The organism is Bacillus sp. 03113 (assembly GCF_006546985.1).
Classification (GTDB): Bacteria; Bacillota; Bacilli; order Bacillales; family Cytobacillaceae; genus VATK01.
Window position 1 is genome coordinate 1 of the sequence record NZ_VATK01000005.1, and the last position, 26,478, is coordinate 26,478.

Here is a 26,478-nt window from a genome sequence, read left to right on the forward strand (position 1 = left end):
ATTTTGAATTAGCAAAAGAATCAATTCGCGTTTACCATAAAGAAAAGCAAGTTGTTTTTAAATAGTCGGACCATACTGCGAAACATCATATTTTTTGAAAGAGCTCATATCGGGCTCTTTATATTTTTGGTTTGAAAATGGAATTATATGGCGACATATCTAAAACAAAGGAAATACCTCCTTTTCTGTCGAATAAAGGAAGAAAAAAGGAGGTATTTGTTTTATGAGAGGTATAGTGATTTCACCAATTAAAATTACTGGAAAAAATAGCATGACGATAAATGGTATTGATCCAATAAAACTAAGACAATATCTATTGTATTGGGATAAAATCGATTTTCCTCAAAATAACATAATTGGATTTGGGGATTCTCCTGATATAGAATATCTAAAAAATGTAGGTGTTTTAAAGCAAACGAGAGTGCAAATTCAATTGAGTGGAGAAATGACCGAACTTTACTTGAAAGGGCAATTGATGGCCTTGAGAATGAATAACGAAGTTGAAAAAGGGTGTTGGTCTCTAGGACAAGAAAATATAGACTTAGTTTTACCGAGAAGTGAAACAGTTTTAGATAGGGGAATTGAATTTAATCTTTATAATGGGTTGCCAGTTCCTTCATCAGATGTTTCTTTTGAAGATATTATGCATTTTAAAGAAAAAAGGAACGATGAATTATTAGAGTTCAGATTTCTAATGGATAATTTTTATCAGGAGTTACTTAAGTCTGGTGATTCTGAAAGAGCAATGTTAACATATATTGAAAATATTTACCGAAAAATTATTTCTATTGATAAAGTGATGAACGAATCGAAGATAAAAAGGTTTAGAGGAAGTGTAAAAATTAGATTTGACTTAGGAGAGGCAATAAGAAACACCTTTTTTGGTGCAATTGGTGCAGCGGGAGCAGGTACAATTCTAAATGTTCCAATTACGGCTGGTTTAGGTGCTACTATGGGATTTGCTTCATCTTTTATTAAAATTAATTCAGAAATGTCATTAAAACCTAAAGGTATTCCAACTGAATTAAAGGACTATGCATACTTATATTATGCTGACAAAGAATTAAAATAATATTTAGACAATAAGGAGGTTGCTATGATTTTATCGTTTGATCTTTATAGTCATCTTCCCAAAAAATATTTAGGGTTTAGAATAGCTAAACCAATGTATCGTTATTCTGATAGAGGACGTCATTTTTGCAATTTGGGTTTTTGGTACTTTGAAATCCAATGTTTTATAGAAAGAAAACAATAATTGACCAAACTACGCAGCTTCATAATTTTTAACGAGGACTCACACGAGCCCTCTTTTTTTATGCAGAAAAGAGGTGACATATGCCTACTATAGAAGAAATACTTTATACAGAATTGGTTGATCCGATTGAATTAACAGACGTAAACGATACTGATTTATGTATGTTTTCCTTTAATGATAAATGTTACTTCATAGATGGTTCAAAGTACCTTGTTTATGACGGTAACACTATAGCAGAGGTTACTCCATACGTTCCTACTCTATTTATCTCAAAACCTCCTGCTGGAGGTGGTACGGCTTATGAGGACTTTAATTTGTTGGGATCAAAGTTTAAAGATAGTTTTAGTTCTGACGGTTCTGCAACAGTATATCAGATGTCTTTAACTGGGTTGGATACCAGTCCGATCACAGCAATGGTAAACGGCGTGCAGAAGAATGAGTTTACCGACTTTACAGTAGATCGAGCAAATGGAAAGATCACATTCAATTCAGTTCCAGCAACAGGAACAAACAACGTAATTATCACAGCTTCCAAAACAATCGCTGGATTAGCTGATCGAATAAAGAAATGCCGTTTTCATACAATCTTTGGAGGATCGAACGACACAAGGGTATTCTTAAGTGGCAACCCTGATATGCCTGATTATGTATGGAGATTAGGATTACAAGATCCTACCTATGCGCCTGAAAATGGATTTTATAAATTTAATGATCGAGTAAAGGGATTCTCGAAACAATATGATTATTTAGTTGTCCATCGAGAAAATGGCTATCATCAAGTAACCTTTGATTTAAATGATCAAGGAGTAGCTAGTTTCCCTTCTAAGCCTTTGAATGATCAGGTCGGTACCATTTCTACTAAAAGTATTCAGATCATCGAGAACAACCCTGTGGCTCTTTCTAAGAATGGTGTTTACATGCTGACAGGTTCAAATGTAAGAGACGAACGAAATGTACAACATATCTCGGCTCCTGTGGATGCTAAGTTGTTACGAGAAACAAACTTAAAAGATGCCGTTGCTTATGACTTTGATCGTAAATATTGGCTCATCGTTAATGGAAATGCTTATATCTACGATTATTCAACAAAAGAATGGTACTTATATGACAATATTAACGCCTCTCATTTTATTGAGCTTAACCAAGATTTACTATTTGGTAGCGCGAATGAGGGGCTTTTATATAGGTTTAAACGTGAAGATGATGGATTTGCTTACAATGACGATGGACAAGCAATCAACGCATACTGGAAATCGAAATATATCACTTTTGGTGCTGATGAATATAGGAAATTGGTTGAAAAGGTGTTTTATAGCTTAAAACCTTCTTCCAAAACGAGTGTAGATGTTTACTATGTAACAGATAAAAAGACTAGCGAAATAATCAAAACTACGAGAATGGATCTATTTGATTTCACTCAAATTGATTTTTCGGATTTTACATTTTTAACGAATACATTTCCACAAGAGAACATGGTGAAAGTCAAAGCCAAAAAGATAAGCGTTTTCCAAGCTATTCTTAAGAACGATAAATTAGATGAAAGTTTAGGGATATTGTCATTAGGTGTTAAATACCGTTATCAATCCCTAATCAAGTGAGGTGAAGATATATGCCTTTTGATAGATTAGAACAATTTACTAGAAAAATAACCGATTTGGCAGACAAGCCTTCGATTACTGCATCACAATTAAAAGATTACTTTGACGCTGCTCCCAATGAGGTTAGAGAGTTTTTAAATAAGCTTATGGATGATTTAGAAGCTCAATCAGCTGCACAAAATATTGGGTCTACTCCTATAACAGGTTTAACAGGAACAAACATACAAGCGATATTACAGAGCTTATATGACGTAAAGACTAACAAAACAGGCGATCACCTAGGCACGTGGCAAGGCTTAACACCTTCGCAATCAAATGAAGGGAACGCAGCTAGGATTGATAGGTTAGAGAAACAAGCTGTATCCATCGATGAAGAAATTAGGTTACCTTTGGAAGTGGATGATACAGGACGATTGCAAAGAATTATTGCTAAATCTATTAGCAAAGGATCAATTCCGATTATTTTAACTGATGATATCGAAATCATAGATACTGGAGCTACACAAGAATCATTTAAACAACCTCTGATCATAGGTAGAGGGTATAAACAAACAGTTATTCGTTATCCTAACATGCCAGCTGGTAAAGCAGCAATTAAGTTTAAAGGTGGATCGGGGCAAATGGCTGGCGGCGGAGTCATGCTTGTTGGATTCGAAGGTAACGCAGATAGTATAGCAATTGAATTTGCTGATACTGTTGGCGTGGACGCTTATAAATGTCAATTCGGTACAAATAAAGTAGGTATTTTATTTCATAACGAAGATGGATTCACAGAAAAATGTGTTGGTGACAGTTGCGATTTCCTTGAAACTTGTAAAATAGCTGTTGAATATCGAAAGACGAACGGAACAGAAAGCTTTCATGGATCTGGGTTGAATGATTGTACAATTAACCAATCTGAAACGGCTGTTGATCCTAAAATTTTAATAGGACCAGGTTGCGAAGTGTATAACGCTCCTAAGAATAGCACTATTTGGATTCGATGTGGTACGCCAATTATTAAGAATTTATCCTCTTTACCTGTAACATTCCATGGTCACATTAATACAGAATGCTTTGGTACGGGCTATGTATGTCAACTTGCCGACCCTGCAACAAATCCAGTATATCTAGTTGGTGGCACTACCCATTTAGATAACAAAGCATCACTTGGTAGGTTAATTTTATGTGATCGAGCACAAATCAATAGTGATGGTTCTGTTAGCTTACAGAGAAAACCATATCAAGCTATTTTCAATTTGAATCAAGGAGATACGAATACAGTTCGTGTTCAGAATAACGAAAGTGTTATTGTAAACGTTTTGATTGTAGGACCTAATTATCGGTTCGCCCGTGCTTTACTTGTTTATGGAAATGTATTTGACCAAAATACTGGAACTGTTGTTCCGTTAACGACAAACCCATACGATAGTGATAATACCGCAGGATATGGTGACCCTACTTTTAGTTATTCAACGGGTCATCTGAGAATAACAAATGCGAATTATCCTGTTGGACAAGTTAAGGCGTATATTTCGGTTACTCCATTATCTGGACGCTATCAATATTTCTTAGATTCTGTATCGTATTAAGGAGGTGGGACTATGGCTGATGTTAGATTAGGAGATAACCTGTACGGAGAAATGGGTACAGGTAAATATTTTACTCGGCAGAATGGATGGTATAACGAAAACGGTCAAAGGAAAAACGGTACTTATCGAGCGTATACCACAAGCCCTTACGAACAATCGCAATCACAAATTAATTCTCTCTATGACGCACAGACAAAAAATAGATTAGATCAGTTAAGAGCACAACAACAAAAAGCGACAACTGATTTAAATAGGCAAAAAACAGAATTAAGACCGCAGTTCCAGCAACAAAGGAACCAAGCTGATGTTGTCAGTCAACAAAGTGTCCAGAGGTTGCGTGAGTTAATGGCTGCAAATGGTATTTCATCGAGTGGAGAAAACGTCACAGCTTCAGCTAATTTAAATGCTGCTCGTCAAAACTCATTGAATGATATCAATAATAATGAGCAAAGAGCTTACTCTGATATAGACCGTCAGATAGCAAATGCAAACGATCCATCTCAAGAACAGGCGATTCGTAACTCAATAGAGGAACAACGAGCGAACGCTATGCTACAAGCTCAAAACCAAGCAAATCAGCAGATGTACCAGCAATCTAGGGATTATATAAGTGATCAACGTTATAACGAAGAACAAGCCTTTCAGAGACAACAGGCTGCTTCTGAGCAAGCTTGGAGGCAATATACCTTTAATAATATGAGTGCTCAAGAAAGAGCTCAACTAGAATGGGATAGGCAGCGTTATGGAGAAGATAGAGCTTGGCAAAATTATGCGTTTAACACAGACTTAGCCTCTAAAAATGCACAATCTCAAGCCGAATTGGACTTTTACCGAAATTTTCAGGGTAGTCAGAAAGGGGGCGGTTACTCAAATAATTACAAAACTCAACAACAATCTAGTAAGAGTGGTTCCTTCAAGACTTACCAATCAGATTTGTCACAAGCGATTAAGAGGGGTGTTCCAGCTTCTTGGGCGCCAGCTCTTACGGAGCTTGTTGGTAGGGAATCAGGCTGGAATTCGAAAGCTAAAAATCCGACTTCATCTGCTCATGGTTATGGGCAGTTTTTAACTTCTACACGTTCCAATTATGAAAAGAAAATGAAAATGAGTTATAGCGATCCTGTTAACCAATTAGTCATGATGGCTCAATACGTAAAGGACCGTTATGGCACGCCAGAAGAAGCATTACGTAAGTGGGATTCGCGAAATCCACATTGGTACTAAGTAGGTGAATAAATGGCATACAATTTCGATGAAAATAAATATAAAAGAATATTCGATTCCATGTACGGAAATGGCTCGTATAACGCGGGCCTTTCTCGTGCAAGCGAATCAGGACGTTTAAAATTCCAAACTGAATTAGCAAGACAAGATTTTCTCAAAAGGTTAAGAGAAAGACAAAAACAAGCTGAGGAAGAAGCAACCTACGGAATGAGCAAGGAATCATGGGAAAGAGAAAACAAAGCACAAGGTAAGATTGCAGATAAACAGCAAAAAGCCGAAGCACAAGGGCGTGGCGGTCATCTTCCTACTCCTAAGAATCAAAAAAAAGAGGATAAAGCGATTGCTGCAGGAAGAAAAAAAGGCATAGATTACACCCAAATGACTCCTTATAATCGTGCTCAGATGGAAGAAGAGTCAGCAAATCAGAATAAAAAGAAATCGGGTAACGCATTAGGAAAGCTTTCTGATTTCCTCAAAAGCAAGGACACAAATGGTGATGGTAAACGTGACGGGCTGTTGAAGGCTCTTGAGATAATAGATAGACCAGGTGATGCCGTTCGTACAGGTATAAAAGAAAAAGCTCAAGGAAATAGCTTCTTAAAAGGTGCGAAAGATGGATTCTTAGGTAAGAAAAATACATCTGGTACGGAGCTTAATAAAGCTTTAGGATTTAATCCTGATAAGGATAAGAAAGACCAGATTGCGGCAAGGGTACTTGGTAAAAAAGTGATCGACAAACTACCACTAGGTGAATTTATTTCTCCATTCGTAAGTAATAAAACAAAATCAAAAATAGGTAAAACAACGGCTGGAGCTAGTTCTGAAGTGGCTTTGGATCCATTGAATCTTATTGGTGCTGGTGCTGTAGGAAAAGGTGCAGAAGCATTAGGAAAGCTTTCTAAGTTAAAGGGATTGAAAAACATTCCTAAAGCATCGGAACCAGTCAGAGAGCAATTAAGATTGCCAGCGCCACAGTTAAGACTTAACGAACCTGTATCTAACCGTATTCGAAACGCTGGTCTTAATTTTGGATATAACACTAAGAATACACCTAAAGCACGACCGAATTTATCACCAGTTGAACGTTCTATCGATCCGTTAAATAGAGGGCAGCAATATTGGCAAAATCGTTACGAGGATTTCACTAAACATGTGAATTCAAACTATGATAAAAATCGTTTAACACAGGAATCTCTTGATGATCTATGGAGTCAATTTGCAAAGTATGATGAGCCTGTAAAACTTGATCAGGTTGTTGATCTTGCTTATCCGAAAGGTTTTAATTCGCAACCTAAACAAATAGATGTAACTTTACCAAAAAAGGCAGCGCCAGAGTTAAAGCCATTACAGTTTAAAAGATCAATAACTCCGAATGGTTTTGAAACAATCAGAGCTGGTAATAAAGGGAATGGAAGCAGAGGTTTTGAATCTATTACACCCATGAATGACAATGGCGGTCCGTTAAAAAGAGTGAGTGAAAATATTGAACAAAGTCAAACTCCAACAAAGAATGATGGAAATATTAAATCTTTGCAAAATGTAAAAGATTTAAACTCTTTCCAAGTTGGTACCACTGACCTTTACAGATTAGCGGACAGACTACCGCAAGAACAAAGAAATAGGATTGTCACATCTTTAGATAAAGCGAAACAATCAAATATTAACCACCAAAAACAGTTAACAGATGATTTGTACAATAACGTCGTTAAAAATCTTGGAATCAAAAAAGGTTCAAAAGAATCAGCCCTAGTCCAAGACTTTGGAGAAAAAACATTAGTAAAGAGATATCTAAGAAAACGAGGGATTGATCCTAATAAGCTTTCTCCTGATGAAATTAATCGTATTAATCTCCAACAACTGAAGAAAGTTCATCCTGATAAATGGCAGAGAATTGTATCGGCAGACAAGTATTTTAGAGAACAGTATGATAAATTAATCGATCAAGTTAATAGTGTTCGATCTTCTCTATATCCTAACAATCCAGAAAAGATTGTTCCTAAACGATCTGATTATTATCATCATTTCAATGAGTTAACAGGATTTGAAGGAATTAAAAACTTGTTTGATACACCAGCGAATATAGATCCTCACCTTGAAGGAATATCTCCTTTTACAAGACCTAAAGCGAAGTTTCAGGGTTTTATGCAAAAGAGGGGAAATGGAAAATATGTTAGTGATGCTGTAGGTGGTTATTTAAAATACTTACAAGCTGCTACTCACTCCATTAATGTCGATCCGGTTATTCCTGTGTTACGAAATACAGCAAAGGAATTGGCTGATGCAACCGAAGAAACTAGGAACGCTAATAAAATCATCGAGGCATTACAAGACCATGCTAATGACTTAGCAGGAAAAACAAATCCTTATGACCGATTAATACAAAAAGTTATTGGGCGAAAAGGTGTTAGAGTTACATCTGGTATTAATAGTTGGGTGAAAAGTAATATGATTGTGGGAAACTTATCATCAGCACTAGGACAAGTTGGTAGTGTACCTTTAGGGATAGGGAAAGCGAAACAACATGCAATCACAGGTCTAGCAGATACACTCATTCAAGCTTCGGGACAAGCACTAGGAAAAGGAAATAAATCAGTTCCAATTAATCAATCTAATTTCTTGAAGGAGCGTTTTTCAAATCAACTATATAGACGTTTCGATCAGAAATTAATTGAGCAACCTAAGAAATTAGCTGTATGGTTATTAGAGACTGCTGATAAATCAGGTACTTCGTTTATCTGGAATTCGATGTATCGCAAAGGATTAGCGAAAGGTGCGTTAAATCCTATCAAGTATGCTGATGATGAGACACGAAAAATCGTTGCAGGGCGAGGTATTGGTGAGGTTCCGTTAGCGCAAAAATCAAAAACAGTTCAGTTGGTAGCACCTTTCACATTAGAAGTTGGAAATCAATGGAAAGTTTTAAAAGAAATGGTTGGTGAAAAAGATGCAACTGGTCTTATGACATTTCTAGTTGCTTCATATGGATTAAATAAGGTTATGGAACATATAAGAGGAAGTGGAGTTTCTTTTGATCCAGTAGGAGCATCGCAAGAAGGGTATCAAAAGACAGATGGAAGCATAGGTCAAAAATCGTTAGGAGCTTTAGCATCTTTAAATGGCGAAATAGTCGGTAATATACCAGGAGGAAATTTGCTGACTAATATGGTTAATACTGATAAAAAAGTTCCAATGACTGATTTAAAATACAAAGATCTATTCGGATCACGTAATCCTAACCGTTTTGGTACTGGATTAACTTTAACAAAACCACTACAAGATCCTTTATACGCTGTTATGCCTTTTGGTGCTGCTCAAGTAAGGAAAACATTGAAAGGATTTGAAACACTCAAAAATAAAGGTGTTTATAAAGGTGACGGTGAAACCATACCATTTTCGGGACCAGGTAAAGAATTAATGTATCCTGTAAATACTGGTGGAATTAATTCTTTAAAGTTACCATTATTAGGACCTTCTTCAACCGGTGAGGCAAGAGACTATTATAAAAACGAAAGAAGACCATTAAGCGAAAAACAAACGACTGAATATAAAAATGCAGAATTAACAGGTAACGGAAAATTATATTACGATCAGTTGATGTCGGAAAGAAAAAGAAAGACATTTGAAAGAAAAATGAAAGAATTAAGCAAAGATAGAAGTTTATCAGACCGAGAAAGAAATATAAAAATGCTCCATTTAATTTCGGAAATGCAAAAAGCTCAAAATTAATATGATTTTACAATGTAAAAGAGTATAATTTTAGTCATAAACCCATTATTTGAAAGGGGGCATAGGATGGAAATATTTATTTGGTTATTTATATCTGTTTTATGTCTAGTTGTATTAAGAAGTGTATTTTATGGAGTTATCAGTTTTATTTCAATTTGGGAAGAGAAAGGTTTTAAAATTGCTTTGTTTGTGGGGATATTTGTTCTTTTACTTCTTTCGCCCGGGATAGTTAAAGATTATGCTCCACAATATTATGGGTATTCAATATGGGCTGTTATTTTATATGCGCTTGGATTTCTTTTTTATAGGCATTTTATTAAAGGAACAAGCAACGAAAATGAAGGGGACTCTTAGAGTCCTTTTTTTATTGGAGGTAGATCATGACATTATGGGATATGTTTCAAAAGGTGGCAAGCCAATATGGTTTGCCTTTTGCTTTATTCATAGCATTACTTGTTTGGGTGCTTTATACAAACAATCAGCGTGAGAATAGGTATATTGCTCGTGAGGATAAGTATGTCTCTGTCATCCAGACGTTATCAGAAGATGTAAAAGAACGATTAACAAAAATAGAAACAAGAATATTTGATGGAGGGGATAAATAATGTTTGAAATAACTATTATCATTGCGGTGGTACTCGCATTAACTGAGTTTGTTAAGAAAATGGAGTTTATTCCTACAAAATATCTACCTGCTGTATCCCTAGTATTAGGGTTGTTGGCAGGTGTTTTTTATGTCGGTGGATCCATACAGGAAAAGGTTATGTATGGTCTTATGATCGGACTATCAGCCAGCGGACTTTTTGACCAATCAAAAATCATTAAAAAATAAGCTGCCCTCACGGGTGGCTTTTTATTTTATATAAGGAGACGATAAAATGGCTATATGGAAAGAGGAATTTGTCATCAAAAATAGTTACTCAAGACCTGGACTAAAATTATTAGGAGTAAAAGGAATCGTTATCCATTGGACTGCTACACCTGGAGCGAGCGATGAAAGAGAACAAGACTTTTTTGACGGAGCTGACGGTGGTGGAGGTAGGTATGCTTCAGCTCATATATTCATCGATAGTGACAGTGCTACACTAATGATTCCGTTGACCGAAGTTGCTTATCATGCTAATGAAAAACCTTGTAGAATTCCTAAACTCGCTGCAACTGCATCTTATTATAAAAAAGGTGGGGCAAACTTAACTTCAATCGGTGTAGAAATGTGCGTTGAAAAGGATGGCACCATTCATCCAAATACCATTTCTAGATCGATCCAAGTAGTTGCTGAACTATGCAGAATGTTTAATCTTACTTCAAGTGACATCTATCGTCATCATGACATCACAGGTAAAAACTGCCCAGCACCATTTGTAAGAAATCCTGCATTGTTTGATGATTTCAAGAATAGAGTCGGTTCATTATTAACTTCAGGAGTCCCTTACAAAGTCATTGTGCCAAATACAGCTTTTTGGCAAGCTGTTGCTCTCGTCCGAGAATATGAAGGTAGAGGATTTAAATGTGAAGGAGTTAATCTGAAACAATATAAACCTAACGAACAACCTCAGAAAGATGATCCGTATATGTTTGTGGTCGATACAACACTCGATCATGCTAAACAACTCGTAATCGAGCTTCAAACAAAAGGTTACGGACGTGCGTATGGAGAAGCAAAATAAAGCATATACTAAAATCACTGCCGTGTTAGTCAACCAAGACAGAAGCCCTTCTCGATTGAGAGGGGCTTATTTTTTTGTGTTAATATGGACAATCCCTATTTTCATACATTGTAATGAGGTGATACATTATGAAAGTTAAAATTATTAAAGGTCCTCATACTGACGAAAATATTCAAAGATGCTATCATTATATTCTGAAGATGTATAGAAAGGAGATGCAGATGAAACGTGATAGCAATATATTGCCGCGTGAGCACGGAGGAACAAACAAAAGGTTACAGCGTAGAAGGACAGATTGAAGATTGCATTAAGTTAGCTGGAACAAAAGAAGTATTGCAGTATGTTGATGATGGTTATACCGGAGAGATAATTAATCGCCCTGCATTAATGAAACTTCAAGAAGATATCGAAAACGGGTTAATTACAAGGGTAATATGTTATGATCCTGACCGCCTTTCAAGAAAACTACTTGTCCAGTTACTAATTAAAGAAAATTTTGAAAAGCATAAAGTTGAGCTTCAGTTTGTCCGTACAGAATACAGAGATGATGCAGAAGGACAAATGCAGTTTCAAATAAGAGGGGCTTTTTCGGAATATGATAAGGCTAAGATTAAGCACAATACGATGACTGGAAAATACAGAAAAGCTAAAAAAGGTCTAGTTGTAAAGGATTCAAATCTATATGGCTATGATTTTGATAAAGAAAAAAACACTTATTCTATCAATGAAAAAGAAGCGAAGTTTGTTCGTATGATTTTTGATTATTATACAGATGCAGATAGCCCATATGAAGGTATAAATGGCATCGCTCTACATTTAACCGAAATAGGAGCACCAACAAAAATGGGCGGTAAAGTGTGGCATCGTCAAGTTGTTAGGCAGATCCTAATAAACGAGTCTTATACAGGAACTTACATTCAAAACCGTTATGACACAGTAGGAGATTATGTAAAAAAGCAAGCAGGGGAAAAAGTAGAAGTGAAAATGCGTCCAGAAGAAGAGTGGATTGTCACAAAAATACCTTCTATTATATCTCAAGAACAATTTGAGTATGCTCAATCTTTAATAGAACAAGGAAGAAGAAGGTATACTAATTACGGTCAGCACGATTACCTTCTTTCTGGTTTAGTCCGATGTGGGCGTTGTGGCGAAACAATGACAGGAAGAAAAAGAAAATCACACGGAAAAGATTTTTATGTTTACGAGTGCCGTAAAAATTATGCTGGTGCTAAAAATAAAGGTTGCGGAAAACTAATGAGTGAGAATAAACTTAATAATATTGTATGGAGTCAAATTCTTGAACTATTTAACAATCCGGAAAAAATTAATGAATATAGTGAAATGAATGATAAAAACTATACAATAGAAGAAATAAGTCACATTGAACAAGAAATAGAGAAAACAAAAAAAGGCCGCAAGCGATTATTCAAACTTGTCAGCCTAGCAGAAGATGATGAGATTGATCTTGAAGAAATCAAGGAACAAATACGCAACTTGCAATCAAAAGAAAAAGAACTTCAATCTAAGTATAAACAATTAACCGATGAAATAAAAGCAGAACTAGAAAAAGAACCAAGCAAAATAGCCTTACAAAAAAGCATTGAATATTACAGTAAATATCGTGATGGAGAAATTACATTTGAAATAAAACAAAATTCTATTCGTACAGCCGTTAAAGAGATCGTTATTATTGATAGCGAAACCATAGATATCCATTTATTTTAGTTTAGCAGATACCTATTGTAATAGGTATCTCATTTTCAATACAACGAGCAGCATACGTAGCTAGTTTTGTTCCTTTCCCTTCAGAATAGCTCTCTATCGCTTTAATAAGTCCGATCGTTCCAATTGATATAAGGTCCTCTGAATCTTCTCCAGTGTTTTCAAATTTTTTTACAATATGTGCTACAAGTCGTAAATTATGTTCAATTAGCATATTCCTTGCATGGGCATCCCCTTCTGTCATCAACCGCAAATATTTTTTTTCTTCAGCAGCAGATAGCGGTTGAGGAAAGGCATTGTTTTTAACGTATGATACGAGAAAAATTAGCTCTTTAAAAAAGTATCCTAATGCTGTAAAAAAAGCAGACATCTCCTCACCTCCATTAGGTGTGTTAACCAGCAAGAGACTAACATTACACTATATGTGCAAAGAAGAGTCTTTGTGCCTGTACTAATCAAATTCTTAAAAAGATAAGCTATTTTTTATATTTAAGATATTGGTAATTTAATGTTGGAATTTTTTTTATGATCTTGTTTTCAGAATTTCGATATATTTCGTACTCTCTATAGGTTTCAACTATATACCCATCCTCCTTGTGGGATCTTACAAGAAGCATTTCAAGAGCTGGTTGTGGTTTTGATTGTTGATCTGATTTTAATAAATGAACAGGTTTTACAGATGTATTTCCATTCGTATAGTAGACGTAATCTTGATTGAGGATGGAAAAAGGTGAATCGAAATAAAAGCTAGCAGTTAAAAGAAGAAGCAGACCAATCGATAGGAAAAAGTATTTTTGCTTTTTCATTATTTTCTCTCCCTTCCTAATAACCATTGTATGTCCCTAAAATGTTTTCATGAGAATGGGAGAAGGAATGATTAGATTTTCTTTAAAATGGGAGGGTTACCTATACGAATCTATCAGTTAGGCATATTCTAATAACAATAAAAGAAGAAAGGAGTTAATGGTATGGTTTATGGACATGCTTGCACCCCACCTTATCCTCCATATTCAGCCCCTTACTATGGAGGCGGCGCATGGTTCGCTCTATTTATCATCCTATTGGTCATCTTATTAATTTTTGGAGGCTGGTGGTATTTTGAGAAGGGCTGTTAAAACGAAGAAGAAACTTTATTTCATACCAAGAGATAAGAAAAAGCACAAGCTCCGGTTCAAATCGGAGCTTGTGCTTTTCTTGTCTGTCTAGTTTCAGCGCCTAGCCCTTGTGAAAAATAACCCTTTGCCTTAAAAAGCAAAGAACACACTTTTGAAGTCAAATGAACATTTTTCTTCTGGGCTGATCAAGGCGCTTGCGCTTTTCTTACTATACTTTTTTAAGTTTGAATGGACTGATCATCAAGAGTGAAAGAATAATTATAATGAAGAAAAAGGCTTGATAAGGTAAATATGGGATCGCGAGAAAGCTTAACGTTAATAAGCAGCCAGCTGCTGTGATTGGTAAACCTGTAAAAAAACAGTTATTTTCTGAAATGTTAAATCTAGCGAGTCTAAAGGCTCCGCACCCTATATAAAAAACAGTGAAAAAAGAACCTGGAGCACCAAATTCAAATAAAATTCCTTGATATAATAATAGTGCGGGCGCGACACCAAATGATATAATATCACTCATGGAATCTAATTGCTTCCCTAGCTCTGATTCAATATGAAATTTTCTAGCTACCAACCCATCAAACCGATCTGCAAGAGCAGCGATAAAAATAAGCAATAAACTTAAATTCAACTCGCCTTTAAGCGTGAAAATGATCGCAAATCCTCCCAAGGATAAATTCATTAATGTTAACATATTCGCAGTTTGTGATTTTAGTTTCTTAAGCTTCTGATCTACAACATGTAGGAAAAACAAGCTCCTCACTCCTTTTGGAAAGGGAAAACCATTTATTTAATAATATTTTATTGTAAAGTTTTTATGCTATTTCGTAAAGGGTATACATGAAAATTTTGGAGGTAATTTTATTTGATTCAAATTTTATATCGGTTCATGATCGAATTAACAAATGGAAAATGGACATCTTTATTGTTAAAAAAATTTACTTGTTCACCGATAAGTAAGTTATTAATTCCTTCTTTTTCAAGAGTTTATCAAATAAATAAGGAGGAGATGGAAAAGCCGTTAGAGGAATACAAATGCTTGCACGATTTTTTTATTCGCAAGCTTAAACCAGGGGTTCGGCCAAGACATTTTAAAGCTCATTCTATCGTTAGCCCAGTGGATGCTGTTATACACGATAAAGGAAAAATTCGTTCGGATCATACCATATTCGTAAAAGATAAAGTATATTCAATTCTTGAAATGATAGGAAAAGAGGAGATATTGAATAAATATATTGACGGAACCTTTATGGTTTTTTATTTAAGTCCGAGTCACTATCACCGCATTCACAGTCCTATTTCTGGAAAGATAAAAGATCAATGGACTCTAGGAGCGAATTCATATCCAGTGAACCAAATTGGACTAAAGTACGGGAAAGCACCTCTTTCAAAAAATTTCCGCATTGTAACAGAGATCGAACAGGATGGAGCATCACTTTCGATTGTAAAAATAGGTGCCATGTTTATCAATTCCATTGAATTAACCTATAGCGAAAATATGCTTCGAATTGGAGAAGAGATGGCGTATTTTTCATTTGGATCAACTGTTGTGCTGTTGTTTGAAAAGGATAAATTTCAACTGGAACCATTTAAGCTTCCCTACCATGTAAAGGTCGGAGAAGTAATTGGCTGGTCAAATTAAATCAACTAACTTTTATAGGAAAAAATATGAGGGCGCCTTGTTCAGCCTAAAATTATATAAGACTCAGAGTTCTTTATACATACCTTTCCCTGAGTCTTATCTCAGTCCGCTGATCTAGGCGCTTTCTTATGAAGATACTCTTATTTTGTGGGATAATGAGCGTCGGTGAATTTCAATTTCAATCAGGCGAATAAATTCGGGGTTTAAATTAAGCTTCATTGCTTTAAAGTACGATTCAATTAATAATTCATCTGACAGCTTATGCATGCCAGGGGCCACCTCCATTTCAAAAAAACAGGAATTATTTTTCATTATCACGCATATTTTATTAGGTTGTTTATCTGTATTCCTACTCTACCAAAAATATCCGATTAGAACAATCGTTCTGTTATCCACAGGATATAGTGGATAACTTGTGGTTAACATGTTTGTAAATATGTAGTGAATGAATAAATCAGTGTGTACAATGTGTATAAAGTTATCCACAGACTTTTAATTAGGAACAATTTGTCGAAATATTTTCTATGATGGGTATAAAGACTTATTATTTTTGTTGGATTGTATGTTCTTATACGTATGATCAGTCATTTTTAATATGTAAACAGGAAAAATAAGAAAAATTCACTGAATTGCTTTGAAAGAGCGTTTAAAATTGGTTATGATGAATACGGAAAATATGGATTATAGATGAGGTGTAAAAACAATTGTTAAAGCATTTTTTACCAGATCAGCATGTAAAAAGCATTCTTGAAATTACGCCTGATTTTTTGAAGGCAAAAGGAGTAAAGGGAATCATTACGGATTTGGATAACACATTAGTCGAATGGGATCGTCCTTATGCTACTCCTACGATCATAAAGTGGTTTGAAGAAATGAAAAAAAATAATATTAAGGTTACAATTGTGTCGAATAATAATGAGAGCAGAGTGAAAGCCTTCTCAGAGCCTTTAAATATACCATTTTTATTTCAAGCAAGAAAACCGATGAGACGTGCGTTTAAAAGAGCACTATTGGTCATGAATATTAAAAAGGAAGAAGCCGTTGTAATTGGTGATCAATTACTGACGGATGTGCTTGGTGGTAACAGAAGTGGATTCCAAACGATATTGGTTGTTCCAGTGGCGCAAACAGATGGTTTCATTACTAAATTCAACAGAAAAGTAGAAAGACAAATATTAAATTGGTTTCGTAAAAAAGGATTGATACAGTGGGAGGATTAACATTTGAGTAATGATTGGGTATGTATTGGTTGTGGTGTAAAAATTCAAACAGAGGAGCCTTCGGAATTAGGATTTGCCCCTCCATCCGCCTTAAAGAAAGAACCTATTATTTGTCAGCGATGCTTTCGCTTAAAACACTATAATGAGGTTCAGGATGTTCAATTAACAGATGATGATTTTTTAAAAATACTAAATGAAGTCGGGAAAAGTGATGCCCTAATCGTTTATATTGTCGATATTTTCGACTTTAATGGGAGCTGGCTGCCAGGTCTTCACCGTTTTGTTGGGAACAATAAAATATTACTCATTGGTAATAAAGTAGATTTGCTTCCGAAGTCAGTTAAGCATAATAAATTAATGAATTGGATGAAACAAGAAGCGAAACAGCTTGGTTTAAGGCCATTAGATGTTTTTCTTGTAAGTGCATCCAAAGGGTTATTAATTAAAGAAGTAACAGAAGCGATTGATTCTTATCGTGATGGGAAAGATGTATATATTGTCGGTTGTACAAACGTAGGAAAATCGACCTTTATCAACCGAATATTAAAGGAAGTATCAGGTGAGGAAGATGTTATTACAACCTCCCATTTTCCAGGTACAACACTCGATATTATTGAAATTCCATTATCAGATGGGCAAGCCCTGATTGACACCCCTGGAATTATTAATCATCATCAGATGGCTCATTACGTTGATAAACGTGATTTAAAACTTATTACACCTAAAAAAGAAATCAAACCAAAGGTGTATCAATTAAATGAAGGGCAAACGTTATTCTTTGGAGGAATGGCTCGCTTTGATTTTGTGCAAGGTGAAAGAAAATCCTTTGTATGTTATTTTTCGAATGAAATCTTGATACATCGTACAAAGATGGAAAATGCCGCGGATTTATATGAAAAGCATGCTGGTGAAATGCTGACGCCGCCTCGAACAGAACAAATGGATACATTTCCTGAGCTAGTTAGACATGATTTTACAATAAAAGATGGAAAAACAGATATTGTATTTTCCGGTTTAGGTTGGATTACCGTAAATGAGCCCGGGATAAAGGTATCTGTTTATGTACCTAAAGGCGTACATGCTTTAGTTAGAAAGTCTTTGATTTAAATAAGAGGAGATATGAATGTGAAACAACTATATGGAGTGATAGGGGATCCGATTGCTCACTCAATGTCACCTGCAATGCATAACGATCTATTTGAACATTATCAAATAGATGCTGTTTATAAACCCTTTCATATAAAAAAAGGAGAACTTCAAGAAGGGTTAAAACAGTTGAGAGAGATGGATATTTCTGGTTTTAATGTAACCGTACCGCATAAGACAGAGATCATGCCATATTTAGATCATTTAGATCCGCTTAGCGAAGCGATCGGAGCAGTAAATACAGTGGTTAATGATGGTGGCAAATGGATTGGGTATAATACAGATGGAAGTGGCTATATTAAAGGGATTTTACAGCAAATTGATTCGTTATTAGACAAAGAGGTACTCATTATTGGTGCAGGTGGAGCGGCGAGAGCCATTTATTATACAATGGCTAGCATGGGGGTCAAAAGACTTGATCTTTGTAATAGAACGTTTGAAAAAGCAAATGTACTTGTACAGGTTTGTCCTTATTCTGTCCCAACCAATGTATTGACAAATGAACAAGCTGAAACGAATTTATTTCAATACGATCTAATTGTTCAAACAACACCAATCGGAATGTCACCGAATATAAATAACCAGCCTCTATCTATTGCAAGTATGAAAAAGAATTGTTTTGTAAGTGATATCATTTATAATCCGCTTGAAACTCAATTTTTAAAGAATGCAAAAGAAGCCGGTGCCATCACGCAAAATGGAATTAGTATGTTCGTTTTTCAAGGAGCACTTGCTTTTGAAAAATGGACTGGAATCTTTCCGAACACACTTCGAATGGAAGAAAATGTATTGAAACAGCTAGGAGGTAAATAATGTTAACTGGAAAGCAAAAAAGATTTTTACGATCTAAAGCCCACCATTTAAATCCAATTTTTCAAGTTGGAAAAGGGGGCGTAAATGAAAATATGGTTAAACAAATTGCTGAAGCATTAGAAGTAAGGGAATTAATTAAAATTAGCATATTACAAAATTGTGATGAAGATAAAAATACTGTATCAGTGCAAATGGCTGAAGGTGCTAAGGCAGAGCTTGTTCAAGTAATTGGAAATATAATCGTCCTTTATAAGGAATCGAAGGAAAATAAGAAAATTGTATTACCATCATAATAGGGTTAAAGAAGGTGGAGAAAACTTGAAGAAAGTTGGTATTCTTGGAGGAACGTTTGACCCTCCACATGTAGGCCACCTTATCATTGCAAATGAAGTTCTTCATTCATTATCGTTAGATGAGATTTGGTTTATGCCTAATCAAGAACCTCCTCATAAGCAAAAAACGACCTGTATTACCAATCAAAATAGGCTAGATATGCTTGACATCGCAATATCCAATCATCCATATTTTAAAATACAGACGATTGAAATGGAAAGAGAAGGGCGCTCTTACACATATGATACAATGAAAATCTTAACGGAAAGATTCCCAAAGATTGAATTTTATTTTATTATTGGGGCCGATATGATTGAATACTTACCAAAGTGGTATAAAATACAGGAGCTTATGGAATTAGTCCATTTTGTCGGAGTAAATAGGCCTTTATACAATCACGAAACGAAAAACTATTCTATCACCTATGTAGAAGTGCCGGAAATTAACATTTCATCGAATAATATTCGTGATAGGTTAAAGGAAGGGCAAAGCATTCGATACTTGGTTCCTGATTCTGTAAAATCCTATATAGAGGAGAATCAATTATATGGAACGTAATCAAGCTCTAGCAATCGTGAAAGAACAAATCACCGAGCGTCGATATGTGCATACAGTAGGGGTCATGAATACAGCCATTATGCTGGCGAAGAAATATCAAGTAGACGAAAAAAAAGCAGAACTTGCAGCTATTTTTCATGATTATGCGAAGTTTCGCCCAAAGGATGAAATGAAAGCAATCATAGAAAGAGAGAAATTTGATCCGGATTTATTACTATTTAATAGTGAGCTATGGCATGCACCAGTAGGAGCCTATCTCGTAGAAAAAGAAGTAGGAATTTCAGATCCAGATATCTTGCAGGCGATTCGATTCCATACATCTGGAAGACCGGGGATGAGCTTATTAGAAAAAATTATTTATTTAGCTGATTACATTGAGCCGGGAAGAAAATTTCCTGGTGTAGACGAAGTAAGAAAATTAGCGGAATCAAATGTAAACAGCGCTTTGATTCAAGCGATAATAAATACAATTTCATTTTTAATGAAAAAAAATCAAACGGTTTTTCCATTAACCTTTCACACCTATAATGATTTGGTAAATTTGAAGGAGGATTGATTGAATGGGTGAAAACAATCTATTAATGACAGCTGTAAAGGCAGCAGATGATAAAAGAGCGGAAGATATTGTTGTATTAGATATGAAGGGTGTCTCGCTTATTTCTGATTATTTTATCATTTGCCATGGTAATTCTGATAAACAGGTTCAAGCTATTGCAAAAGAAATGAAGGAAAAGGTCGAGGAGCTTGGTGCAACTGTTAAGAGAATGGAAGGCTTCGATGAAGCTAAATGGATTCTTGTTGATACTGGGGATGTAGTCGCTCATATTTTTCATCGTGATGAACGGAGCTATTATAATCTTGAACGCTTATGGGGAGACGCACCTACACTGAATCTTCAAAGTGAATTGAATCAATGAGTTATGAAAAATTTGCATATCTTTACGATTCACTCATGAAGGATGTCCCTTATGAAAAATGGGTCAGTTTAATTGAAAGAAAGAAGGAGAAATATAAAGTTAAGGGAAATCGTTTTTTAGATCTTGCATGCGGTACAGGAGAGCTATCGATTCGTCTTGCTAATGCTGGTTATGAAGTGACGGGTGTTGATCTTTCTTCTGATATGTTAGCTGTTGCACAATCCAAATCAGGTCAAAATGAAAAGCGAATTTTTTTCATTGAACAGAATATGTGTGAGCTGCAATTAACGGAAACCTATGATTTCGTTGGAATATTTTGTGACTCGTTGAATTATTTAGAAACAAATACAGATGTGATCCAAACCTTTAAAATTGTTTCGAACCATATAAAAAATGGAGGTCTGTTTTTATTTGATGTCCATTCCCTTTTTAAAATCAATGATATTTTTGTGGATCAAAGCTTTACTTTTAAAGAGGAAGAAGTCTGCTATATATGGGATTGCTATTTGGGGGAATATGAAAACAGTGTAGAGCATGAATTAACCTTTTTTCAGCTAGATCAAGCATCAGGTCATTATCATCGTTATGATGAACTTCATAAACAAAGAACCTTTCCGATTGAAAAGTATGTGGAATGGCTTGATTTTGCAGGGTTTGAAGTGCTTGAGGTAATCGCTGACTTCTTTGATATGGATCCTGTAGAACAATCTGAACGAATCTTTTTTATTGCAAGAAAGAAATAAATCTTTTATTAATTAAGATTGATAACTAGTCCTGACATCTTGATCATATGCCACAATACTCTTGAAATTTGGATTTCCTTCGTATTGCGTATTATGTCAGTCGTGGTTGAACAAGGTGTCAACGCTTTTCGAGGTGACCAAAGAAAAATATTGGTCACCTTTTAAAAAAATATTTTGATAAAAAAAGGAATTAGAGCGTGAATATAGAATTATTTAAGGGTGAATAATTTATTTGTTTGAATTAAGTCGTTCTGATATTTTTCATTTGTAGCATGAAATACCTTTTCAAAAACATCATCTATACCGCTTTCAAGAACCTTTATTCCTTCCCCTGTGATGCCGCCTTTCACACAAACTTTATCTTGTAGGCTCGGCAAAGTATAAAACCCTTTCTTTAACAATTCCCCAAATCCAATAAGCATTTCACTTGCCAAAATGGTTGCTGTTTCCTTATTTATTTGAGTTTCTTTTACTGCGCCCTCAATAAATTTCTGCGTGATATAGCTGAAAAACGCAGGTCCACAACTAACAATGTCTGAAGCGATTCTTGTAATTTCTTCCTTAATTTCAACTGGTGTTGAGATAGCTTCTAAAATGTTCTGTATAGTTTTTTTCCATTTTTCTTCGCAATTCTTTCCGTAAGTTAATAATGTTATTCCAGCAAGTGCTCTATTTGTAATGCTTGGTATAGCCCTTGCTACTGAACAAGAAACGATGGACTCTAATTGCTCCACACTAATAGGGCTAGTAATGGAAACAATGCATTGATCCTTTGTTAAATAAGGAGAAATCTCTTTTAGTACTGTATAAACATCGTGTGGTTTCACACAAATGAATAGCAAATCCGTTTTTTTAACTACCTCGATAGGGTGATTGGCGATATTTATTTCTTTATAAATCTTTTTTATTTCTAACGCTTTCCATTTAGTTCGATTCATAATGGTAAGAGAGGCTGGGGTGACGGCTTTTCCGTCAAGAAATGATTCAATTAATATTTTCCCCATATTCCCTGTGCCAATTATTCCGACTCTCATGGTTCCATCACTCCTCTACGATCAATCTTTCTCATATAACGATATGACATAACCAATTAGAATATTCTAAGTTGAAAGGAATGAGCAACTTTGAGCTGGGTGAAAGAAAACAAAACAAAAATTATTATTGGGTTCATTGGTACCATAATCCTTTTATATGTATATTTTTCCTATGTAAAAAAAGAACAGCCAATTGTAAATGAAGAAATGGCACAGGACTTAGGTGAAAAGAAGAGGATGACGAATGAAAATAAAGAGCCATTAAATACAACGATGATGGTTGATGTAAAGGGGGCTGTTCAGCATCCAGGGATTTTTGAAGCTAAGCCAGGTGATAGAGTAATGGACATCATTACGAAAGCGGGTGGCTTAAGAGAGAATGCAAATAAGGATAGCGTTAATTTTGCTTTAAAGGTAGTAGACGAAATGGTCATTTACATTCCTGAAATCGGGGAGGTGCAAGAACAACAAATCACTTCAATAGAAAATCCAGGAAATGTTCAAGACGGTAGCGGAAAAGTGAATCTCAACAAAGCAAATGAGGAGGAGCTGCAAACCATACCAGGGATAGGGCCATCTAAGGCTGCGGCAATTATTGAATATCGTGAATCGAATGGGCCATTTAAAAAAATAGAGGACCTTCAATCTATTAGTGGAATTGGAGAAAAGACGTTTGAAAAATTAAAAGACCATATCACTGTTCAGTAAAGAAGGGGATAGGTGGAAGCGGCTGTAAAAAATGATTTGTCATGATCTTTGATAGATGATTCCTTAACTAAGGCTGTTTTCTCAATGTTTGTTGCTTTTGACATAAAAAACATTGGGAGAAACGTTACGGAGCAGCCTGTATACACGTAGACTCCTGTAGGAATGCGAGAAAGGCGAGACCCCGCAGGAGCGTATGCGACGAGGAGGCTTGACGCTCGCCCACGGAAAGCGAAGTGTATGCAGGCTGCGCGTTTAAAAGCAACAATCTATACGAAAACAGCTTTAACTAAAAACAATTTGACCTTATTTTGGGTTTCACATTAAACTAGGGAATAGTGTTACAAAAAAACTAGGAGAGAAAAAAATGGAAAGAATTTCATGGGATCAATATTTTATGGCTCAAAGTCATTTATTGGCTTTAAGAAGCACCTGTACAAGACTAACAGTTGGAGCAACGATTGTTCGTGATAAAAGAATTATTGCAGGAGGCTATAATGGGTCAATCACTGGCGGCGAGCACTGTATCGATGAAGGATGTTTAGTCATTGATAATCACTGTGTAAGAACGATCCATGCGGAAATGAATGCGATACTGCAATGTGCTAAATTTGGAGTTCCAACAGACCATGCGGATATTTATGTCACACATTTTCCTTGTTTACAATGCTGTAAAGCTATCATACAGGCAGGCATTAAAACGGTATATTACGCTCAAGATTATAAAAATCATCCATATGCCATCGAATTGTTTGAAAAAGCTGGTGTGAAGATTGAACAGGTTGAGGTAAAAGAAGTTATGATTGAAGAGAAACGGGAGGAAAAAACACAATTTATCCACGACCTGTTACTTCAATTAAAAAAACTAAGTTTTGATGAAGAAAATCTGATGAAATGGGAACAAGAAGCAAAGAAATTATTCTTTGAAAAATGAGATTGTCTGAATAGGGAAAGGTTTAGATGCAGTTATCAAGATCCTTTCCCTGTATTATGAAAATAGAATGGAGTATATGTATTGAAAGGAATGACCGTTTATTTTGCTGCGGCTGCTTTATTAGGCCTCTTAGTTGAGTTTGTCGACAAAATCTTTTTTATTATGATTTTTTTTATCCTTCTCTATTATGTAAAAATAAACAAATCTTTTTCTTACAAAAAACTTTTAATTTTAATGGTAGTCTTTATTGTTTATTTTTTACTTGGTCATGCAGAATTGAAACAAAATCATACAGTAATACCAGAGCAAGCAAAATATTTTTCCGTACTATTTACGGATACTGTTAAGATAGATGGAGACCGGTTATATACGTATGGAAATGAATTAAAGTACGATGAATCTATTGTCTTGACCTATCAAATAAAGTCAGAAGAAGAGAAGAAGAAGCTGCAGGATGTAAAGCTTGCTGGCTCTGTCTGTCCATTGATAGGAGTATTAGAAGAACCTGAACCCTCTAGAAACCAAAATGCCTTTCACTATAAGAACTATCTAAACCGAAAGCATATTCATTGGATCCTAAAGCTTAATCAGTTTGATCCCGCCTTATGTAAACCTCAAAAAAACTCGCTTATTTCATTCCTGCAATCTCTTCGTCAAAAAGGGATTTCGCTTATTCAAAAAAATTTTCCGAAAGAAACGATCCCAATATCCATTGCCCTTGTATTTGGTGAACGCGAGTTTATGGATTCAGATCTAAGTCAAGCGTATCGAGAATTGGGAATCGTTCATTTATTGGCCATCTCGGGTTCAAATGTTGGAGTTGTTGTATGGATCGTATTTATAATATCCATTCGTCTTGGTATAACAAGGGAAAAAATTCAATTGTACTTAATTTTTTTCCTGCCTTTTTTTGCGGTATTGGCAGGAAATGATCCTCCGGTTAATCGTGCTGTACTTATGGCGATGTTTGTTTTATTTGGGAAAAAATGGGGTAAATCTTGGGAGTTGCTTTCGATCGACTACTTAAGTATTGCATTTCTTTTTTATTTATTTTTTTCTCCATTTGATATTTTTAACATAGGATTTCAACTTTCTTTTATTATTTGTTTTTCATTGTTTCTATCTTCCTCCATCCTTCAAAAATGTACTCAGCCGTTTTGGAAAATGATCTTCCTTTCCTTCATTGCTCAGCTTACAACAGCTCCGATCCTTTTATTCCATTTTTATGAGCTGCCTGTGACGGCAATTTTTACTAATATGATCTTTGTTCCTATTTATTCTTTTGTATTATTTCCTTATGTGCTTTGCCTTTTGCCTCTTCAGATGCTTTTTGGAGAGTACGTATCCTTTTTATTTTTTCCCTTCACATTTTTTGTCCAAATGACCAATGATTTAGCCATTCTGCTATCACGTTTTCCTTTGAACACAGTTGTATTGGGAAAGCCCAATCTTTTTGTTTTATATGCCTATATTTTAACCATTCCCTCCTCCTTTCGTTATTTTGAAAAGAAAAAACATCCTTACTATTTTTTCATTCCCGTTGTAATCATGTTTATTCAGTACATGCTTCCATTTCTTTCTCCTGTTGGTGAAATTACGATGATTGATGTAGGTCAAGGTGATAGCATTTTCATTCAGGAGCCTTTTGGTAAAGGAAATTACTTAATTGATACTGGCGGGACGATTTCCTTTCAAACGGAGCATTGGAGAAAAAAAGACTCTTCCTTTGAGGTAGGAAAAGACACAGTTGTTCCATTTCTAAAAAGTAAAAGGGTAACAATAATTGATAAGCTAATATTAACACACGGGGACATGGACCATATTGGGGGAGCTCTTTCTATTATTAATGATATAAAAATAAAAGAAATCATTCTTCCTATCGCAAAAGATCGTTCTGACCTTGAAAGAGAGATTATGGAGAAAGCAGTGGAAAAGAAAATAAAGGTGACGTTTGTTCATTCTAATCAAGGGTGGACAAGCGGAGATTCTACCTTTAAAGTGTTATCTCCAATGAAAGAGGAGAGTGGTTCTAAAAATGATGGGTCTGTTGTTTTGTATACGATATTGGGTGGAAAGAAATGGTTGTTCACAGGTGATTTAGAAGAAAATGGAGAGAAACAATTAATGGATAAGTATCCTGAATTAGATATTGACATATTAAAGGTTGCTCATCATGGCAGTGATTCTTCAACGTCACAATTATTTCTTGAACATGTAAGTCCGAAATTTGCTCTGATTTCCTCTGGAATTCATAATCGATACGGACATCCCCATAAAGAGATTATCGGGCGTTTAAAGGAGAAGAACATCACCATTTTACGAACCGATCATCATGGAGCGATAACTTACACTTTTATTGGAAACAGTGGAACTTTTTCGACTGTCAATCCGTAATATATACAGAAAAGCGGAAGCGTCTTGAACAGCCCTGAAGAAAAATGTTCGTTTGACTCAAAAAGTACTTTTTACTTTTAGTGGCAAAGGGTTATTTTTCACAAGGGCTAGGCGCAGCCGATTAAGTACGCCACGTCCTGTGGCAACATCGGCACTAGTACATCCTG

The 26,478-nt window shown here is 35.4% G+C and carries 27 protein-coding genes and 1 pseudogene; 23 read left to right on the forward strand and 5 right to left on the reverse strand.

Annotation, left to right across the window (positions count from 1 at the left end):
- The first annotated feature begins 223 nt into the window (after positions 1–223).
- The 10 genes from FDO66_RS05355 to FDO66_RS05400 all read left to right on the forward strand — a co-directional run bounded on the left by FDO66_RS05355 (position 224) and on the right by FDO66_RS05400 (position 12,766).
- Complete coding sequence (locus FDO66_RS05355) at positions 224–1,072, forward strand: DUF6236 family protein (protein ID WP_141431412.1); 849 nt, start codon at positions 224–226, stop codon at positions 1,070–1,072.
- A gap of 263 nt (positions 1,073–1,335) precedes the next feature.
- Positions 1,336–2,853 carry a hypothetical protein gene (locus FDO66_RS05360; RefSeq protein WP_141431413.1) on the forward strand — a complete coding sequence of 506 codons (1,518 nt, stop codon included), beginning with the start codon at positions 1,336–1,338 and terminating at the stop codon, positions 2,851–2,853.
- Between the two features lie 11 nt (positions 2,854–2,864).
- Positions 2,865–4,424, forward strand: coding sequence for a hypothetical protein (locus FDO66_RS05365; RefSeq protein WP_141431415.1), 1,560 nt, complete (start codon positions 2,865–2,867; stop codon positions 4,422–4,424).
- 12 nt (positions 4,425–4,436) lie between these two features.
- Complete coding sequence (locus tag FDO66_RS05370) at positions 4,437–5,648, forward strand: aggregation-promoting factor C-terminal-like domain-containing protein (protein WP_141431417.1); 1,212 nt, start codon at positions 4,437–4,439, stop codon at positions 5,646–5,648.
- A gap of 12 nt (positions 5,649–5,660) precedes the next feature.
- Positions 5,661–9,374 carry a hypothetical protein gene (locus FDO66_RS05375; RefSeq protein ID WP_141431418.1) on the forward strand — a complete coding sequence of 1,238 codons (3,714 nt, stop codon included), beginning with the start codon at positions 5,661–5,663 and terminating at the stop codon, positions 9,372–9,374.
- A gap of 66 nt (positions 9,375–9,440) precedes the next feature.
- A complete protein-coding gene (locus FDO66_RS05380; RefSeq protein WP_141431420.1) occupies positions 9,441–9,728 on the forward strand; it encodes a hypothetical protein in 288 nt (95 codons plus the stop codon).
- Positions 9,729–9,754: 26 nt separating this feature from the next.
- Positions 9,755–9,979, forward strand: a complete 225-nt coding sequence (locus FDO66_RS05385) for a BhlA/UviB family holin-like peptide (RefSeq protein WP_141431422.1) — start codon at positions 9,755–9,757, stop codon at positions 9,977–9,979.
- Positions 9,979–10,206: a holin gene (locus tag FDO66_RS05390; RefSeq protein ID WP_141431424.1), complete on the forward strand. Its 228-nt coding sequence runs from the start codon at positions 9,979–9,981 to the stop codon at positions 10,204–10,206. The genes FDO66_RS05385 and FDO66_RS05390 overlap by 1 nt, the downstream gene beginning before the upstream one ends.
- A gap of 46 nt (positions 10,207–10,252) precedes the next feature.
- Positions 10,253–11,041, forward strand: coding sequence for a peptidoglycan recognition protein family protein (locus tag FDO66_RS05395; protein WP_141431426.1), 789 nt, complete (start codon positions 10,253–10,255; stop codon positions 11,039–11,041).
- A gap of 228 nt (positions 11,042–11,269) precedes the next feature.
- Entirely contained in the window at positions 11,270–12,766 is a 1,497-nt protein-coding gene (locus FDO66_RS05400; RefSeq protein WP_141431428.1) for a recombinase family protein, read from the forward strand.
- 25 nt (positions 12,767–12,791) lie between these two features.
- On the opposite strand, the pseudogene FDO66_RS05405 reads toward FDO66_RS05400, so the two are convergent.
- Positions 12,792–13,133: pseudogene (locus tag FDO66_RS05405) on the reverse strand (sigma-70 family RNA polymerase sigma factor); the annotation flags it as partial.
- Between the two features lie 106 nt (positions 13,134–13,239).
- Positions 13,240–13,569, reverse strand: coding sequence for a hypothetical protein (locus tag FDO66_RS05410; protein WP_141431432.1), 330 nt, complete (start codon positions 13,567–13,569; stop codon positions 13,240–13,242).
- A 162-nt stretch (positions 13,570–13,731) separates the two neighbouring features.
- Here FDO66_RS05410 and FDO66_RS20735 point away from each other — a divergent pair, with 162 nt between their 5' ends.
- The gene (locus FDO66_RS20735) at positions 13,732–13,878 is read left to right on the forward strand and encodes a hypothetical protein (RefSeq protein ID WP_181444458.1); all 147 of its coding nucleotides are present in this window, start codon (positions 13,732–13,734) and stop codon (positions 13,876–13,878) included.
- A gap of 208 nt (positions 13,879–14,086) precedes the next feature.
- Here the strand turns inward: FDO66_RS20735 and pssA are convergent, their stop codons facing one another.
- Positions 14,087–14,626, reverse strand: coding sequence for a CDP-diacylglycerol--serine O-phosphatidyltransferase (pssA, locus tag FDO66_RS05415; protein ID WP_181444459.1), 540 nt, complete (start codon positions 14,624–14,626; stop codon positions 14,087–14,089).
- A gap of 111 nt (positions 14,627–14,737) precedes the next feature.
- Between pssA and FDO66_RS05420 the strand changes: the two genes are divergently transcribed.
- Positions 14,738–15,514 carry a phosphatidylserine decarboxylase gene (locus FDO66_RS05420; RefSeq protein ID WP_141431433.1) on the forward strand — a complete coding sequence of 259 codons (777 nt, stop codon included), beginning with the start codon at positions 14,738–14,740 and terminating at the stop codon, positions 15,512–15,514.
- 126 nt (positions 15,515–15,640) lie between these two features.
- Here FDO66_RS05420 and FDO66_RS05425 read toward each other — a convergent pair whose 3' ends face one another.
- Positions 15,641–15,781, reverse strand: a complete 141-nt coding sequence (locus tag FDO66_RS05425) for a sporulation histidine kinase inhibitor Sda (RefSeq protein WP_141431435.1) — start codon at positions 15,779–15,781, stop codon at positions 15,641–15,643.
- A 437-nt stretch (positions 15,782–16,218) separates the two neighbouring features.
- Here FDO66_RS05425 and FDO66_RS05430 point away from each other — a divergent pair, with 437 nt between their 5' ends.
- From FDO66_RS05430 to FDO66_RS05465, 8 genes are read left to right on the forward strand one after another with little or no spacing between them, the layout of a single operon-like run.
- Entirely contained in the window at positions 16,219–16,734 is a 516-nt protein-coding gene (locus tag FDO66_RS05430) for a YqeG family HAD IIIA-type phosphatase (RefSeq protein WP_141431437.1), read from the forward strand.
- A gap of 3 nt (positions 16,735–16,737) precedes the next feature.
- A complete protein-coding gene (yqeH, locus tag FDO66_RS05435; protein ID WP_141431439.1) occupies positions 16,738–17,841 on the forward strand; it encodes a ribosome biogenesis GTPase YqeH in 1,104 nt (367 codons plus the stop codon).
- A gap of 18 nt (positions 17,842–17,859) precedes the next feature.
- Positions 17,860–18,693: a shikimate dehydrogenase gene (aroE, locus tag FDO66_RS05440; protein WP_141431440.1), complete on the forward strand. Its 834-nt coding sequence runs from the start codon at positions 17,860–17,862 to the stop codon at positions 18,691–18,693.
- Positions 18,693–18,986, forward strand: a complete 294-nt coding sequence (yhbY, locus tag FDO66_RS05445; protein WP_141431442.1) for a ribosome assembly RNA-binding protein YhbY — start codon at positions 18,693–18,695, stop codon at positions 18,984–18,986. The genes aroE and yhbY overlap by 1 nt, the downstream gene beginning before the upstream one ends.
- A 25-nt stretch (positions 18,987–19,011) precedes the next feature.
- Positions 19,012–19,584 carry a nicotinate-nucleotide adenylyltransferase gene (locus FDO66_RS05450; RefSeq protein WP_141431444.1) on the forward strand — a complete coding sequence of 191 codons (573 nt, stop codon included), beginning with the start codon at positions 19,012–19,014 and terminating at the stop codon, positions 19,582–19,584.
- The gene (yqeK, locus tag FDO66_RS05455; protein ID WP_141431446.1) at positions 19,574–20,140 is read left to right on the forward strand and encodes a bis(5'-nucleosyl)-tetraphosphatase (symmetrical) YqeK; all 567 of its coding nucleotides are present in this window, start codon (positions 19,574–19,576) and stop codon (positions 20,138–20,140) included. The genes FDO66_RS05450 and yqeK overlap by 11 nt, the downstream gene beginning before the upstream one ends.
- A gap of 4 nt (positions 20,141–20,144) precedes the next feature.
- The gene (rsfS, locus tag FDO66_RS05460; protein ID WP_141431448.1) at positions 20,145–20,501 is read left to right on the forward strand and encodes a ribosome silencing factor; all 357 of its coding nucleotides are present in this window, start codon (positions 20,145–20,147) and stop codon (positions 20,499–20,501) included.
- Positions 20,498–21,244: a class I SAM-dependent DNA methyltransferase gene (locus FDO66_RS05465; protein WP_141431450.1), complete on the forward strand. Its 747-nt coding sequence runs from the start codon at positions 20,498–20,500 to the stop codon at positions 21,242–21,244. The genes rsfS and FDO66_RS05465 overlap by 4 nt, the downstream gene beginning before the upstream one ends.
- Before the next feature lie 209 nt (positions 21,245–21,453).
- Here the strand turns inward: FDO66_RS05465 and comER are convergent, their stop codons facing one another.
- Entirely contained in the window at positions 21,454–22,278 is an 825-nt protein-coding gene (gene comER, locus FDO66_RS05470; RefSeq protein WP_141431452.1) for a late competence protein ComER, read from the reverse strand.
- 99 nt (positions 22,279–22,377) lie between these two features.
- Between comER and FDO66_RS05475 the strand changes: the two genes are divergently transcribed.
- The 3 genes from FDO66_RS05475 to FDO66_RS05485 all read left to right on the forward strand — a co-directional run bounded on the left by FDO66_RS05475 (position 22,378) and on the right by FDO66_RS05485 (position 26,311).
- Positions 22,378–22,986: a helix-hairpin-helix domain-containing protein gene (locus FDO66_RS05475; RefSeq protein WP_258535637.1), complete on the forward strand. Its 609-nt coding sequence runs from the start codon at positions 22,378–22,380 to the stop codon at positions 22,984–22,986.
- 364 nt (positions 22,987–23,350) lie between these two features.
- A complete protein-coding gene (locus FDO66_RS05480) occupies positions 23,351–23,917 on the forward strand; it encodes a ComE operon protein 2 (RefSeq protein WP_141431453.1) in 567 nt (188 codons plus the stop codon).
- 90 nt (positions 23,918–24,007) lie between these two features.
- Positions 24,008–26,311: a DNA internalization-related competence protein ComEC/Rec2 gene (locus FDO66_RS05485; protein ID WP_258535638.1), complete on the forward strand. Its 2,304-nt coding sequence runs from the start codon at positions 24,008–24,010 to the stop codon at positions 26,309–26,311.
- Positions 26,312–26,478: the final 167 nt, after the last annotated feature.